The sequence below is a fragment of the Streptomyces sp. NBC_00876 genome, assembly GCF_045207435.1.
GTDB lineage: Bacteria > Actinomycetota > Actinomycetes > Streptomycetales > Streptomycetaceae > Streptomyces.
The window spans coordinates 2,689,910-2,704,719 of the sequence record NZ_CP108800.1 but is presented as its reverse complement, the minus strand read 5'-3'; the positions used below and the strand labels follow the sequence as shown (position 1 = coordinate 2,704,719).

Below are 14,810 nucleotides of genomic sequence, written 5' to 3'. Positions count from 1 at the left end.
GTCAGTAATTAGTTTACCGAATGATTGAAGTTGCAACCGTGGGCGAACGGTCGCACCCGTGGACCCCGGCCTCGCCGCCGCGCCGATCGCGGCCCGGACCGCCCTGTGCGGGGGAGCGGCCCGTCCGTAGAGTCGGGTCATGACCGCACCGCGCGCACAGCTGACCCTGGCCGAAGTCGAGGACATCGCCCGTGCGGCCCACGCCGGGCAGCGGGACAAGGCGGGCCGGCCCTACACCGAGCACCTCGCGGCCGTCGCCGAGGGGGTACGGGCCAGGGGCGGCAGCGACGAGCAGATCGCGGCAGCCTGGCTGCACGACGCGGTCGAGGACGACGCGCTGCCGGCCCGGTGGCTGGCCGGGGCCGCACTGCCGCAGGAGGTCAAGGACATGGTCCTGGCCGTCACGAAGCGGGACGGTGAGGAGCTGGCGGCGTACGCCCGGCGCATCCTGGCCACCCCCGGCGCCCTGCTGGTCAAGGAGTCCGACCTCGCGCACAACGCCGACCCGGCCCGCCTCGCGGTACTGGAGCCGGCGACCCGTACCCGGCTGACCGCGAAGTATGCGCAGGTACGGGAGTTGCTGGGGCTCATCGCCCCGGATGCGCCCGCCGACCGGCGGGATTGAGCCAACACGGCGGAGCCCGGCCCGGGATGGGCCGGGCTCCGCCGTGTCTCAGATCCTGGCGGCGTCCCGGCGGAACGCCCAGTTCATGTCCGGCTCGGTCACACAGCGCAGGACCCGCCGCACCGGCGGCGTGCACAGCAGGGTCACCCCGGCCGATGCGGCCAGCGTGACGAGCACCAGACCGGTCGGCGAGACCAGCCATTCGTTGCGGTCGAAGACGCCCGCGTAGTCGGCGCCCTTCACCAGGAATCCGTGCAGCAGATAGCCGCAGATCGTTCCCGCCCCCAGCACCGTGAACCACATGTGGCGGCGCGGGACCCAGGCCAGGAAGCCGGCGGTGAGCAGGACCGCGCAGCCGAACAGCGCGAGGGTCATCACCGCGCCGGACCACCACGGCGCGCCCATGTCCTGGGCGCTGGAGTCGCGAAGGAACCAGCCCAGTTGCATCCGGGGCGCCGCCCAGTACGCGAGGAGCAGGGCGCAGGCGAACAGCGGCAGGGCGAGCATCCGCACCTCGCGGCGGCGGACCAGCTGGAAGTGCTCGGGCCTGAGCTGGAGTCCGAGCACGAAGAACGGCAGGAACTGCAGCACCCGCGGCAGGTCCAGATCGTCGCCGATGCTGGGCGCGAACGAGGCGAGCACGGCGATCGCGAGGGAGACCGCCAGCGGGTGGCGGAGATTGCGCCACACCGGCGTGGTGAGCCGCCAGATGAACAGTGCGGCCAGGAACCAGGTGAGGTACCAGGGTTCGAGCAGGCTGATCGCCGTGCCGGGGGAGTCGTTCGCGTACCGCCGGAACAGCGAGTACGCCGTCTCGAACACCACATACGGCACGGCGACGCCGGTGACCAGGCGCTTCACCTTGGCGGGGCTGAGGTCGAACGACCGCGAGAAATAGCCGGAGATGATGATGAAGGCCGGCATGTGGAACGTGTACGTGACCATGTACAGCGAGCGGGCGGTCCGGCTCCCGTCCATGACCGGTACCCATGAGTGAGCCACCGCGACCAGCACGATGGCGAGGTACTTGGCGTTGTCGAAGTAGGCGTCACGCCTCTTCGCGGGGGTGCTCCGCGCAGGCCGGTTCGCCACCGGCTCGGGAGCGTCCGTCGTCGCCGTGGGCGCTTGGCGTCTGGGCTCCGACTCCCGGGTCGCCGGTGGGAGCGGGGCCCTCTGAAATACGTTCGGAGCGTGGAACATCTCAAGCACCTTAGACGTCTCGATTGCAATTCGTAAAACCGCTCTCGGATATCGCGTGTGCCCGGTCGTTCAAATTCCAAACCAGCGAAACATGCCCGCTTTGATCCTGTTAATCCTCCTTAAATGGTGCATATCGGCAGGCAGTTGGAGGAAGTGAATTACGTCGCGTTCCGTCGCGGAAATGCCTGTGAATAAACTGTGTGGATACGGAAACGATCACCGTTGCAGATCGCTCCGGCCTACGGGTTCGCGGGCACCGGGCGCTCCGGTGCGACCCCGCGGCCCGGGCGGCCGCCGCGGGTTCAGGGAGGCCCGGCGCGCAGGGGGCGCAGGGGGCGCAAGATGGCGCGATATCGACAGGTCGATTCGTCACCTGGCAGCGACCACAGGGGAGTTGGTGGCACGATGGACGCAACGGAGGGGTGCGCGGCCGCACTTCTCCGGGCCGGCAAGGCGGACCGACCGAGGGTGTGATCAGTCGTGGCCATTTCACTGTCTGTGGTGCTTCTTTTGGCGATCATCCTGGTGGTCCTGATCCGAGGTGGCTCCATCAAGGCCGGACCCGCGATCGTCGCGGTGCTCTTCGGCTTCTTCCTGGCATCGACCGGCATGGCGCCGTCGATCAACAGGTTCATGAACTCGATAGCGGAGACGATCAACCAGATCAGCTTCTGAACGCCGGCCGTCGACCCCTCCCGGCTTCTGTACCCCGGTGCGGGCGGCGGCCCCGTCGGCGCCGGGGCAACGCGAAGGGCCCGGTCCCGCGGACATCGTTACGAATGTCCGCGGGACCGGGCCCTTCGGCATGGAGCGGGCGACGGGAATCGAACCCGCGTAGCTAGTTTGGAAGACTAGGGCTCTACCATTGAGCTACGCCCGCATGCACCGCACCGCAGGTCACGGGGACCGCGGCACGAGAAGCATCGTAGCGGGTCCCGGGCGCTGCCCGCACACCCGATTGCGGCACGCGGTGCCGAGTCCGGCGAACCCCGCGTAAAGCGTCCGATGCACTGCCTGTCTGCATGTACCCTACGTGTCGCACCGACGGGGTGTGGCGCAGCTTGGTAGCGCGTCCGCTTTGGGAGCGGAAGGTCGTCGGTTCGAATCCGGCCACCCCGACCACCGGCAAGATCGCATTGTGGGAGTTCTCCCCCTTGCCGTTACTATGCAAAATGCGTGCCCGTGTGTCTGATGTACCGGGCTCGGTCCGCGAAGCCGCCACCCGTGCGGTGGAGCAGAACCCCAAGAAGTCAGCCACAAGGAGACCGAACCGTGAAGAGCGCCGTGGAGACCCTGAACCCGACTCGGGTTCGGCTCAGCATTGAGGTGCCCTTCGAGGAGCTCAAGGACAGCCTCGACGCGGCGTACAAGAAGATCAACCAGCAGGTCACGGTGAAGGGGTTCCGCAAGGGCAAGATCCCCAACCGGGTCATCGACCAGCGGTTCGGCCGCGGTGCTGTGCTGGAGGAGGCCGTCAACGACGCGCTCCCGAAGTTCTACACCGAGGCCGTCAACGAGGGTGAGCTCAACGTCCTCGGCCAGCCGGAGGTCGACATCACGGAGCTGAAGGACGGCGAGCTGCTGTCCTTCACCGCCGAGGTTGACGTACGCCCCGAGATCGAGATCCCGGACTACTCCGGTATCGAGGTCACCGTCGACGCCCTCGAGGTCAGCGACGAGGACGTCGAGAAGGCCGTGGAGCAGCTGCGCGAGCGCTTCGCGTCGACCAACCCGGTCGAGCGCGCCGCCGCCGAGGGCGACGTCGTGACGATCGACCTGCAGGCCAAGGTCGAGGGCGAGGTCCTCGAGGACGGCGTGGCCGAGGGTGTCTCGTACACCATCGGTTCCGGTGAGCTCCTCGAAGGCATCGACGACGCCGTGACCGGCCTGGAGGCCGGTGGCGAGGCCACCTTCACCTCCGAGCTGAAGGGCGGCTCCGCCGAGGGCAAGGAGGCCGAGGTCACCGTCAAGGTCACCGCCGTCGCCGCCCGCGAGCTTCCCGAGCTGGACGACGACTTCGCCCAGATGGCCAGCGAGTTCGACACGCTGGAGGAGCTGAAGGCGGACAGCCGCAAGCGCCTGGAGAACACCAAGCAGTACGACCAGGCCACCCAGGCCCAGGAGCGCGTCCTCGAGGAGCTGCTGAAGCTCGCCGAGGTCCCGATCCCGGAGAAGCTGCTCGCGGACGAGGTCCAGACCCGCAAGCACAACCTGGAGCACCACCAGCTCGGCCAGATGGGTCTCGACCTCGAGAAGTACCTGGAGATCCAGGGCAAGACCCTCGAGGAGTTCGAGGCGGAGACGTCCGAGCAGGCCATCAAGGGCATCAAGACCCAGTTCATCCTTGACGAGCTCGTCAACAAGGAGAAGCTGAACGTCAACCAGGAGGAGCTCACCGAGCACCTCATGCGGCGCGCCGCTTCCTCCGGCATGAGCCCGGACCAGTTCGCCCAGGCCGTCGTCGAGGGCGGCCAGGTGCCGATGCTCGTCGGCGAGGTCGCCCGCGGCAAGGCGCTGGCCGTGGTCGTCGAGGCCGCCAAGGTCATCGACACCAACGGTGAGGTCGTCGAGCTGGAAGACGATGAAGACACGGCGGAGGAGGCCACCGAGGTGGTCGAGGCCGCCGAGGGCACCACCGACGCCGTCGCGGACGCCGCCGAGGAGAAGACCGAGGCCTGAGCCTCGCGCTGAACCCGCACGACGGGCTCCGGACGCCACCGCGTCCGGGGCCCGTCGTCGTATCGGCGGGCGTTCCCCACAACCCGCGTGCGGACTGCGGAGCTTGCGCTCCCAGCGAACAGTTCCCGAAGCGGGATGGCGTTGTCCCACCTGCGCGTTAGGGTCCATGAATAGGAAGGGTCGGGGAGTCCCGGCCCACCCGGTACGAAGACGCTGAGACGGCCGGAGCCGTCAGAGACGAGCAGGTGGATACGTGACGAATCTGATGCCCTACGCCGCCGGAGAGCCGTCCCTCGGTGGAGGCCTCGGTGACCAGGTCTACAGTCGACTGCTCGGCGAGCGCATCATCTTCCTCGGTCAGCAGGTCGACGATGACATCGCCAACAAGATCACCGCGCAGCTGCTTCTCCTTGCCGCCGAGCCGGACAAGGACATCTACCTCTACATCAACAGCCCCGGCGGTTCGGTGACGGCCGGCATGGCGGTCTACGACACCATGCAGTACATCCCGAACGACGTCGTCACCATCGGTATGGGCATGGCGGCCTCGATGGGCCAGTTCCTGCTCACCGGCGGCGCCGCCGGCAAGCGCTTCGCGCTCCCGAACACCGACATCCTCATGCACCAGGGTTCGGCCGGTATCGGCGGTACGGCCTCGGACATCAAGATCCAGGCCCAGTACCTGCTGCGCACCAAGCAGCGGATGGCGGAGATCACCGCCCGCCACTCCGGCCAGACCGTGGAGACGATCATCCGCGACGGCGACCGTGACCGCTGGTACACCGCGGAGGAGGCCAAGGACTACGGCCTCATCGACGAGATCATCACGGTCGCATCGGGCGTTCCGGGCGGCGGCGGCACCGGCGCCTGACCCGGTCAGTACCGGATCACGCCGCACCGCACCGCTTTTCTCTCGTACGCCGAGACACCCAGCCACAGAACGCCACCAGGATGGTGAACACCCACATGAACAACTTCCCCGGCGCGTCCGCGAGCGGCCTCTACACCGGCCCGCAGGTGGACAACCGCTACATCGTCCCGCGCTTCGTGGAGCGCACCTCGCAGGGCGTGCGTGAGTACGACCCGTACGCGAAGCTCTTCGAGGAGCGCGTGATCTTCCTCGGTGTGCAGATCGACGACGCGTCCGCCAACGACGTCATGGCGCAGCTGCTGTGCCTGGAGTCGATGGACCCGGACCGGGACATCTCGATCTACATCAACAGCCCCGGCGGCTCGTTCACCGCGCTCACCGCGATCTACGACACGATGCAGTTCGTGAAGCCGGACATCCAGACGGTCTGCATGGGCCAGGCGGCCTCCGCCGCCGCCGTGCTGCTCGCCGCGGGCACGCCGGGCAAGCGCCTGGCGCTGCCGAACGCGCGCGTCCTGATCCACCAGCCGTCCTCGCAGACCGGCCGTGAGCAGCTCTCCGACCTGGAGATCGCGGCCAACGAGATCCTGCGGATGCGGGCCCAGCTGGAGGAGTTGCTGGCCAAGCACTCCACCACGCCGATCGAGAAGATCCGGGACGACATCGAGCGGGACAAGATCCTGACCGCCGATGACGCCCTGGCCTACGGTCTGGTCGACCAGATCGTCGCGACCCGTAAGACCGCGGCCGGAGCGGCCGCCTGACGTCGGCCTTTACCCCTTGGTACGGCAGGGTCACCCGGTCTCGGCCGTGTGAACCGTGCCAAGGGGGGCCCGCATGGGGGGCCAGGCAAGGTACCGTCGGATAGAGGCACCAGGAGCCGCTGAACCAGGCGTCTCCCAGGCGAAGGGGAAGCACCTCGTGGCACGCATCGGTGATGGCGGCGACCTGCTCAAGTGCTCGTTCTGCGGAAAGAGCCAGAAGCAGGTGAAGAAGCTCATCGCGGGACCCGGTGTGTACATCTGCGACGAGTGCATCGATCTCTGCAACGAGATCATCGAGGAGGAGCTCGCCGAGACCTCCGAAGTGCGGTGGGAGGAACTCCCCAAACCGCGCGAGATCTACGAGTTCCTCGAGGGGTACGTCGTCGGGCAGGAGCCCGCGAAGAAGGCCCTCTCGGTCGCTGTGTACAACCACTACAAGCGGGTCCAGGCCGGTGAGAACGGCGGCGGTTCCAGCCGCGACGACGCGATCGAACTCGCCAAGTCCAACATCCTGCTGCTGGGCCCCACGGGCTCCGGCAAGACGCTCCTCGCGCAGACGCTGGCCCGCATGCTCAACGTCCCGTTCGCCATCGCGGACGCGACGGCGCTGACGGAGGCCGGCTATGTCGGCGAGGACGTCGAGAACATCCTGCTGAAGCTGATCCAGGCCGCTGACTACGACGTCAAGAAGGCCGAGACCGGGATCATCTACATCGACGAGATCGACAAGGTCGCCCGCAAGAGCGAGAACCCGTCGATCACCCGCGATGTCTCCGGCGAGGGCGTCCAGCAGGCCCTGTTGAAGATCCTGGAGGGCACCACCGCCTCCGTGCCGCCGCAGGGCGGCCGCAAGCACCCGCACCAGGAGTTCATCCAGATCGACACGACGAACGTGCTGTTCATCGTGGGCGGCGCCTTCTCCGGACTCGAGAAGATCATCGAGTCCCGGGCCGGTGCCAAGGGCATCGGCTTCGGCGCCACGATCCGCTCCAAGCGGGAGATCCAGGCGAGCGACCAGTTCCAAGAGGTCATGCCGGAGGATCTGGTGAAGTTCGGGATGATCCCCGAGTTCATCGGCCGCCTCCCGGTCCTGACCTCGGTCCACAACCTGGACCGCGAGGCCCTGCTCCAGATCCTCATCGAGCCGCGCAACGCCCTGGTGAAGCAGTACCAGCGGCTGTTCGAACTCGACGGCGTGGAGCTGGACTTCGAGCGCGAGGCGCTGGAGGCCATCGCCGACCAGGCGATCCTGCGTCAGACCGGCGCGCGCGGTCTGCGCGCCATCATGGAGGAGGTCCTCCAGTCGGTGATGTACGAGGTGCCGTCCCGCAAGGACGTCGCCCGGGTCGTCATCACGGCGGACGTGGTCCGCAACAACGTCAACCCGACCCTGGTCCCGCGCGAGCCGCGGACGATCGGCAAGGGCGACGACGGGCGGCACGAGAAGTCGGCGTAGCCGCCGCACAGTCCGTACACGAAGGGGCGCCCCGCCAGTCACCCGGCGGGGCGCCCCTTCGCGTGCGTGAAACTACTTGACCTCGACGCGGACGTCGTTGCGGAGCTTGGCCGCGGTGTTGGCGGCCTCGGAGAGCGACGGGCTCTTGCCGAGCATGAGACTCGCCATGTCGATGTCGATGACGACGGCGACAGTGCTGTGGTCACCCCAGATGCAGAGCGGCATGGTCATGGTCTTGCCCCCGGTCTCCGAGGCGGGAACCTCGGACGCCTGGCACTTGAGGACGCCGTTCTCAAAACCCTGCGGGGTGAAGGCCTCCGGGCTCCCGATGAGCTTGCCGTCCTTCTCCTCGCCCTTGGCGGACTCCTCCTTCAGCTTGCCGAACATGCCGTCGACGACGGCCTCGGGGTCGGCGATCGTGCCGTAGGCGCCGGAGAAGGACAGCATCTTCTGGGAGGGGGCCTCGCCGGAGGTGTAACTGCCACTGCCCTTCTTGGCGTTCTTCACCCCGAAGCTCTCGAAGTCCTTGAGGTCCTCCGACGACATGTCGCTGTCGCCCTCGTCGGGGGACTTCTTGTACGCCCCGTCAAGCACCGTCGCCGGCGCCGTCAGCTTGTACGTCTTGCCGTCGTCCGCGACCGAGCCGCCGCCCCCGCCCGACGTCAGGAAGTACGCCCCGCCCGCGATGACCGCCAGCGCCACGACGACGCCGCCGATGATCAGGCCGGTCTTCTTCTTCGGCGGGGCGGCCGGGGGGAACGGGGGCTGCTGGCCGTAGCCGGGCTGGCCGCCGTACGGGGGAGCGGGGGGCTGCTGGCCGTACGGGCCGGGCTGCTGGGTCTGGGGGTAGCCGTAGCCCGGCTGCTGGGGCGGGACGCCCTGGGGGGCCTGCTGCGGGTAGCCGTAACCGGGCTGACCCTGCGGCGGGCCCTGCGGCGGCTGGCCGCCGTAGGGGCCCGGCTGCTGGCCGTACGGTCCGGGCTGGCCCTGCGGCGGCTGCCCACCGTACGGGCCCGGCTGGTTGTAGCTCATCTGCGGTGTCCCCTGTTCGTGATGCTTACGCGTTTCGAACATCCTGACGGACGGCCTGCGGGCGTGGGGCACCGGGAGTCACACCGTTACTGAACAATCCGCTTTCAGTGCGCGCTTGTGACGGCCCTGAACCATGGCGCGTGACCGAGAACGCCCGCCGGCCGGGCCCGCGTTCCAGGTCACGCTCATGGACGGCCTCACGCGCCGCAAGCGCGTGCAGGGCTACGAGACGCTCTTCGTCGCGGAAGCTCCGGCCGCGGGCCCGGTGGCACTGGAGGCCTGAGGCCACGCGCGTGAGATCGAGCCAGTGACCGTCGAGCACCGCCTCATGGGTGGCCGGGTCCAGGCTGATCCGCCCGTCCTCGATCACCGACACCACCCGCGGAGCGCCCTCGGCGCCGCGCCGCAGCCGGGCTCGCGGCAGCGAGGCGTACAACTGGGGCGGCGATCAGGATCAGAGGAACGGGGCGCACGGTTACCACCATGCGCCCCATACGGGCGATATGCCGACAGGGGCCCGTTGCGCGTGTTCCGGTCCGGTCGCCGGGCGCTGCGCGCGATGTCCGTGCCCATCCGTAGACTGGACCCCGTGAGTGAGCCCCGCCCTTCCGACCGGCCCGACGCGTCCGACTCCGACGAGACCTTCGCGGAGATCGTCGACGAAGCGACCCAGCGCGACCCCGACCTGGCGGTGATCGAGGCCGGGAGCCGTACGCTGCGCGCCGCCTCCGGACCGCCCCAGGGCGACGAGGTCCCTGCCCGCCCCGCCGACCCCGAGGTGGACGCGGCGCTGCGCGAGGTGGAGCAGGAGCTCGCCGGGCGCTGGGGCGAGACCAAGCTCGAGCCGTCCGTGACGCGCATCGCCGCGCTGATGGACGTGCTTGGCGAGCCGCAGCGCGCCTACCCCTCCATCCACATCACGGGTACCAACGGCAAGACGAGCACGGCCCGCATGATCGAGGCGCTGCTCGGCGCCTTCGACCTGCGCACCGGCCGCTACACCTCGCCGCACGTCCAGTCGATCACCGAGCGGATCAGCCTGGACGGCTCCCCGATGGACCCCGAGCGGTTCATCGCGACGTACGAGGACATCAAGCCGTACGTCGAGATGGTCGACGCCCAGCAGCCCTACCGGCTCTCCTTCTTCGAGGTGCTCACCGGTATGGCGTACGCGGCCTTCGCCGACGCGCCGGTCGACGTCGCCGTCGTCGAGGTCGGCATGGGCGGCAGCTGGGACGCGACCAACGTGATCGACTCCACGGTCGCCGTCGTCACCCCCATCTCCCTGGACCACACCGACCGGCTGGGCTCCACGCCCGGCGAGATCGCGGTGGAGAAGTCGGGGATCATCAAGCAGGGCGCGACGGTCATCCTGGCCCAGCAGCCGGTCGACGCCGCCCAGGTGATGCTGAAGAAGGCCGTCGAGGTCGACGCCACCGTGGCCCGCGAGGGCATGGAGTTCGGCGTCGTCTCCCGCGAGATCGCGGTCGGCGGCCAGCTGCTGACGCTGCGCGGCCTCGGTGGCGAGTACGACAACATCTTCCTTCCGCTGTACGGCGCCCACCAGGCGCGCAACGCCGTGGTGGCGCTGTGCGCCGTCGAGGCGTTCTTCGGCATCGGGGCCGAGCAGACCGGATCGCTGGACGCCGACATCATCCGCAAGGCCTTCGCCTCGGTGATCTCGCCGGGCCGCCTGGAGGTCGTCCGCTCCAGCCCGACCGTCGTCCTGGACGCCGCGCACAACCCGGCCGGCGCCCGGGCCACCGCCGAGGGGCTCTCCGAGGCGTTCGGCTTCTCCCGGCTGATCGGCGTGGTCGGCGCCAGCGGCGACAAGGACGTCCGGGGGCTCCTGGAAGCCTTCGAGCCGATCTTCGCCGAGGTCGTCGTCACCCAGAACTCCAGCACGCGCGCGATGGACGCCGACGAACTGGCCGCTGTCGCCGTCGAGGTCTTCGGCAACGAACGGGTCCAGGTCGAACCCAGGCTGGACGACGCGCTGGAGGCGGCGATCACCCTCGCCGAGGAAGAGGACGAGTACGCGGGCGCCGGGGTGCTGGTGACCGGATCCGTGATCACGGTCGGCGAGGCCCGGCTGCTTCTGGGAAGGCGCTGACCGACGTGCGTACGCTCTGTGCATCGACGCTGATCGGTGAGTTCTTCGTGATCGGGTTCGCCGGACTCGTCGCGATGAAGTCCGACGACCTGACGTCCGCCACGGTCTGGACGGTCTGCGGCATCGGCATGCTGCTCTCCGTACTGCTCTGCGGGATGATCACCCGACCGGGAGGCATACAGCTCGGCTGGGCGCTTCAGATCGCGCTCGTCGCCAGTGGCTTCGTGGTCCCGATGATGTTCATCCTCGGCCTGGTCTTCGGCGGCCTGTGGTGGGCCTCGGTCCACTACGGCCGCAAGATCGACGAGGTGAAGGCCCGGTGGGCCGCGCAGGAAGCGGCCCAGGCGCCGGCCGGCGGCTGACCCGGCGCGCCCGGCCGCCCCGGCGGCCAAACCCGGCCGCGGGCCCGTCACCGTACCCCTGTAGCCTCGCCTGACCGCACCCGTATGCCTGCAAGGAGCCGCACATGACCCAGCGCACCCTCGTTCTTCTGAAGCCCGACGCCGTCCGTCGCGGTCTGGTCGGCGAGATCGTCGGCCGCATCGAGCGCAAGGCCGGCTGGAAGATCACGGCGCTGGAGCTCCGTACCCTCGACCGCGCCACGCTGGAGCAGCACTACGCCGAGCACATCGGCCGCCCCTTCTACGAGCCGCTCGTGGAGTTCATGCAGTCCGGCCCGATCGTCGCCCTGGTGGCCGAGGGCGAGCGCGTCATCGAGGGCGTCCGCGCCCTGGCCGGCCCGACCGACCCGATCGCCGCCGCGCCCGGATCGATCCGTGGCGACTTCGGCACCATCACCCGGGAGAACCTCATCCACGCCTCGGACTCCGAGGAGTCCGCGGAGCGGGAAATGAAGCTGTTCTTTCCGGGACTTTCCTGACCTCCGGTCAGCCGAACAGCGCTCATGACCTGGGGCGACCGAAGTAATTCGGTCGCCCTTCGGCATAGGGTCCCGGATCGCGGGAACGCATCACTCCGACGTAACGTCACCATGAGTGGAACGGCCACCCGTTCTGCTCAGCATGGCGAAGGACCCTCGCGCTGTGTCGGTGCATCCGGCACTACGATGGAAGCTTCCACGCCCGCAGCGCTCACCTCGCCTACCAAAACAAGCCATCACCGCTTTCGCTTGGGAAGGCCCGACGCATCCTCATGGGGAACAAGGGGAACTCAATGTCGTTCATCGGCCGTGACATGGCTATCGACCTCGGGACTGCCAACACGCTGGTGTACGTCAGGGGGCGCGGCATCGTTCTGAACGAGCCGTCCGTCGTGGCCATCAACACCAACACCGGCGGCATCCTCGCGGTCGGCTCCGAGGCCAAGAAGATGATCGGCCGTACACCGGGCAACATCGTTGCCGTACGGCCCCTGAAGGACGGCGTGATCGCCGACTTCGAGATCACGGAGCGGATGCTCCGCTACTTCATCCTGAAGATCCACAAGCGCCGCTACCTGGCCCGCCCGCGCGTCGTCGTCTGCGTGCCCTCCGGTATCACCGGGGTCGAGCGACGCGCCGTCATCGAGGCGTCGACGCAGGCCGGCGCACGCCAGGTGCACATCATCGAGGAGCCCATGGCGGCGGCCATCGGCTCGGGCCTGCCGGTCCACGAGGCCACCGGCAACATGGTCGTCGACATCGGCGGCGGCACCACCGAGGTCGCCGTGATCTCGCTCGGCGGAATCGTCACTGCCCAGTCGATCCGGGTCGCCGGTGACGAACTGGACAACGCGATCATCCAGCACATCAAGAAGGAGTACTCGCTCCTCCTGGGTGAGCGGACCGCCGAACAGATCAAGATCACCATCGGTTCCGCGTTCGAGCTGGAGAAGGACGAGCACACCGAGATCCGAGGCCGCGACCTGGTCTCCGGGCTGCCCAAGACCGTCGTGATCTCCGCGACCGAGGTCCGCAAGGCCATCGAGGAGCCGGTCAACGCGATCGTCGACGCGGTCAAGACGACGCTCGACAAGTGCCCGCCGGAGCTCTCCGGCGACGTCATGGACCGCGGCATCGTCCTCACCGGCGGCGGCGCGCTGCTGCGCGGCCTGGACGAGCGGCTGCGCCACGAGACCGGCATGCCGATCCACATCGCCGAGGACCCGCTGGACTCCGTCGCCCTCGGATCCGGCAAGTGCGTCGAGGAGTTCGAGGCGCTCCAGCAGGTGCTGGACGCCCAGCCCCGACGGTAGAAATTCGCGGCCCTCGGTGCGGACGCTGCCGCTCCGCACCGAGGATCGTTGATATACAGGCACGAACATTCCTACGAGGAAGGCACGGCCGCCGCACGTGAGGGACACACGAGAGAGCCGGCTGCTCCTGGTGCTGCTGATCGCCATCGCTTTCGCATTGATCACGGTGGACATCCGCGGCGGTGAGGAGTCGCCGGTGGACGGCGCCCGGCAGGCCGCCGCCACGGTCTTCGGACCAGTCGAGAACGGCGTCGCGGCAGCCGTCGACCCGGTGGGCAACGCCATAGGGGCCGTACGCGCCTCCGGCGACCGCCACGACAAGATCGCCGCGCTGGAGCAGCAGAACGCCGAGCTCAAGGCCAGGCTCGGCAGCGACGACCGCAACCGCAGCCGGGTCCGCGAGCTCGACAAGATGCTGAAGAAGTCGGCCACCGGCCAGTACGGCATCAAAGCCGCCGAAGTCATCGCCATAGGAGCGGCCCAGGGCTTCTCCTGGACCGTCACCATCGACGCGGGCTCCAAGGACGGTCTCAAGCGCGACATGACCGTTCTCAACGGCGACGGACTCGTCGGCCGCGTCACCACCGTCGGCCCGGACACCGCCACGGTGCTCCTCGCCAACGACCCCGACTTCACCGTCGGCACCCGGATGGAGTCCACCGACGAACTCGGCTTCGCCACCGGCCAGGGCTCGCGGCCGCTGTCCGTGCAGTTCCTGAACGGCAAGGCCAAGGTCAAGAAGGGCGACCGCCTCGTCACGTTCGGCTCCAGCAAGGACAAGCCCTTCGTGCCCGGCGTCCCCGTCGGCGAAGTCGTCCGCGTCGATCCGTCCGGCGGCGGCCTGACCCGCACCGTCTACGTCCGCCCGTACGTCGGCTTCACCAAGCTCGACATCGTCGGCATCGTCGTCCAGGCACCGCGCGAGGACCCCCGGGACATGGTCCTGCCGAAGCAGCCCGCCAAGCCCGCCAAGCCCAAACCCACCCCGACCGTCACCGTCACGATCTCGCCCAACGGCGACATCGTCGACACCAACGGCAACGTCGTCGGGAACATCCACCAGAGCCCGAGCCCCAGCGGCACCCCGAACCCGAGCGGGAACGCCACACCGAACGCCGACAACGCGGTAAACGAACAGAGGTAGAGCTGATCCCCATGCGCGTCAACCGGACTCTGCTCTCCATCGTTCTGGTCGTGATCGCCCTCGTCGTCCAGGTCTCCGTGCTCGCCCGGCTCCAGCTCCCCGGCGCCGTACCCGATCTGCTGCTCATGGTCGTCCTCGGACTGGCCTTCGTGTACGGGCACGTCAGCGGGGCCCTCATCGGCTTCGGCGCGGGCCTCCTCGCCGACCTCGCGCCCCCGGCCGACCACGCCGCCGGACGCTACGCCCTGGTGCTCTGCGTCATCGGCTACCTCGCCGGACTGGCCAGGCCCGAGAACGGGCAGCTCAAGTCCGCCTTCGTCCCGATGGCCGTGGTCGTCGCGGCGGCGATCGGATCGACCCTGCTCTACGCGGGCGTCGGCGCGCTCGTCGGCGACACGGCCGCCCGCCATGTGGGCCTGGGCAGCCTGCTCTTCACCGCGGCCGTCTACGACCTGCTCCTCGCGCCGTTCACCGTGCCGCTGATCATGGCGATCGCCAGACGCACGGTGAACGACCCGCTCACCGAGTCCTCCTCCGGCCGCGGCGACGCCGCAGCCGGCTGGCTCGCCGCGGGCACCGGACTCCGGATCGGCAGCCAGCGCGGCGGACTGCGCGTCAAGGCCGCCCGCAACCGCGCCGCACGCGCCGGACGGATCAAGGGAGTCAAGCGACTGTGACCTTGCATGACCCGGGGACCGCCCACCGCGCCCCCAGCCCGACCACCACCGGGGGC

15 protein-coding genes and 2 tRNA genes are annotated in these 14,810 nt (G+C 68.7%); 14 read left to right on the top strand and 3 right to left on the bottom strand.

What is annotated here, in order from left to right:
• Nucleotides 1-139: 139 nt before the first annotated feature.
• The gene (locus OG782_RS11875; RefSeq protein ID WP_406450074.1) at nt 140-625 is read left to right on the top strand and encodes an HD domain-containing protein; all 486 of its coding nucleotides are present in this window, start codon (nt 140-142) and stop codon (nt 623-625) included.
• Between the two features lie 48 nt (nt 626-673).
• On the opposite strand, the gene OG782_RS11870 is transcribed toward OG782_RS11875, so the two are convergent.
• Complete coding sequence (locus tag OG782_RS11870; RefSeq protein ID WP_406450072.1) at nt 674-1,825, bottom strand: acyltransferase family protein; 1,152 nt, start codon at nt 1,823-1,825, stop codon at nt 674-676.
• 480 nt (nt 1,826-2,305) lie between these two features.
• Here OG782_RS11870 and OG782_RS11865 point away from each other — a divergent pair, with 480 nt between their 5' ends.
• Nucleotides 2,306-2,500 (top strand): hypothetical protein, encoded by a 195-nt coding sequence (locus OG782_RS11865; protein WP_136325240.1) that lies wholly within the window; start codon nt 2,306-2,308, stop codon nt 2,498-2,500.
• Nucleotides 2,501-2,631: 131 nt separating this feature from the next.
• On the opposite strand, the gene OG782_RS11860 is transcribed toward OG782_RS11865, so the two are convergent.
• A tRNA-Gly gene (locus OG782_RS11860) sits at nt 2,632-2,705 on the bottom strand.
• Nucleotides 2,706-2,870: 165 nt separating this feature from the next.
• On the opposite strand from OG782_RS11860, the gene OG782_RS11855 reads away from it, so the two are divergent.
• From OG782_RS11855 to clpX, 5 genes are all read left to right on the top strand, one after another.
• Nucleotides 2,871-2,947 (top strand) — tRNA-Pro (locus tag OG782_RS11855).
• Nucleotides 2,948-3,097: 150 nt separating this feature from the next.
• Complete coding sequence (gene tig / locus OG782_RS11850) at nt 3,098-4,504, top strand: trigger factor (RefSeq protein ID WP_406450070.1); 1,407 nt, start codon at nt 3,098-3,100, stop codon at nt 4,502-4,504.
• 265 nt (nt 4,505-4,769) lie between these two features.
• On the top strand, nt 4,770-5,375 hold the full coding sequence (locus OG782_RS11845) for an ATP-dependent Clp protease proteolytic subunit (RefSeq protein WP_352121848.1): 606 nt from the start codon (nt 4,770-4,772) through the stop codon (nt 5,373-5,375).
• A gap of 80 nt (nt 5,376-5,455) precedes the next feature.
• The gene (locus tag OG782_RS11840; RefSeq protein WP_406450068.1) at nt 5,456-6,139 is read left to right on the top strand and encodes an ATP-dependent Clp protease proteolytic subunit; all 684 of its coding nucleotides are present in this window, start codon (nt 5,456-5,458) and stop codon (nt 6,137-6,139) included.
• 157 nt (nt 6,140-6,296) lie between these two features.
• Nucleotides 6,297-7,595 (top strand): ATP-dependent Clp protease ATP-binding subunit ClpX, encoded by a 1,299-nt coding sequence (gene clpX / locus OG782_RS11835; RefSeq protein WP_406450066.1) that lies wholly within the window; start codon nt 6,297-6,299, stop codon nt 7,593-7,595.
• 72 nt (nt 7,596-7,667) lie between these two features.
• Here the strand turns inward: clpX and OG782_RS11830 are convergent, their stop codons facing one another.
• Nucleotides 7,668-8,627 (bottom strand): hypothetical protein, encoded by a 960-nt coding sequence (locus OG782_RS11830; protein ID WP_406450064.1) that lies wholly within the window; start codon nt 8,625-8,627, stop codon nt 7,668-7,670.
• Nucleotides 8,628-8,760: 133 nt separating this feature from the next.
• Here OG782_RS11830 and OG782_RS11825 point away from each other — a divergent pair, with 133 nt between their 5' ends.
• The 7 genes from OG782_RS11825 (at nt 8,761) to mreD (ending at nt 14,754) form a co-directional block, all read left to right on the top strand.
• Complete coding sequence (locus OG782_RS11825; protein WP_406450062.1) at nt 8,761-8,910, top strand: hypothetical protein; 150 nt, start codon at nt 8,761-8,763, stop codon at nt 8,908-8,910.
• Nucleotides 8,911-9,216: 306 nt separating this feature from the next.
• Complete coding sequence (locus OG782_RS11820; protein ID WP_406450060.1) at nt 9,217-10,740, top strand: bifunctional folylpolyglutamate synthase/dihydrofolate synthase; 1,524 nt, start codon at nt 9,217-9,219, stop codon at nt 10,738-10,740.
• Nucleotides 10,741-10,745: 5 nt separating this feature from the next.
• Nucleotides 10,746-11,102 (top strand): DUF4233 domain-containing protein, encoded by a 357-nt coding sequence (locus tag OG782_RS11815; RefSeq protein WP_406450058.1) that lies wholly within the window; start codon nt 10,746-10,748, stop codon nt 11,100-11,102.
• Nucleotides 11,103-11,206: 104 nt separating this feature from the next.
• Nucleotides 11,207-11,620 (top strand): nucleoside-diphosphate kinase, encoded by a 414-nt coding sequence (gene ndk / locus OG782_RS11810; protein ID WP_406450056.1) that lies wholly within the window; start codon nt 11,207-11,209, stop codon nt 11,618-11,620.
• Between the two features lie 293 nt (nt 11,621-11,913).
• A complete protein-coding gene (locus tag OG782_RS11805) occupies nt 11,914-12,933 on the top strand; it encodes a rod shape-determining protein (RefSeq protein ID WP_073723157.1) in 1,020 nt (339 codons plus the stop codon).
• A 97-nt stretch (nt 12,934-13,030) separates the two neighbouring features.
• On the top strand, nt 13,031-14,077 hold the full coding sequence (gene mreC, locus OG782_RS11800) for a rod shape-determining protein MreC (RefSeq protein ID WP_406450054.1): 1,047 nt from the start codon (nt 13,031-13,033) through the stop codon (nt 14,075-14,077).
• 11 nt (nt 14,078-14,088) lie between these two features.
• On the top strand, nt 14,089-14,754 hold the full coding sequence (mreD, locus tag OG782_RS11795) for a rod shape-determining protein MreD (RefSeq protein ID WP_406450052.1): 666 nt from the start codon (nt 14,089-14,091) through the stop codon (nt 14,752-14,754).
• Nucleotides 14,755-14,810 lie beyond the last annotated feature (56 nt).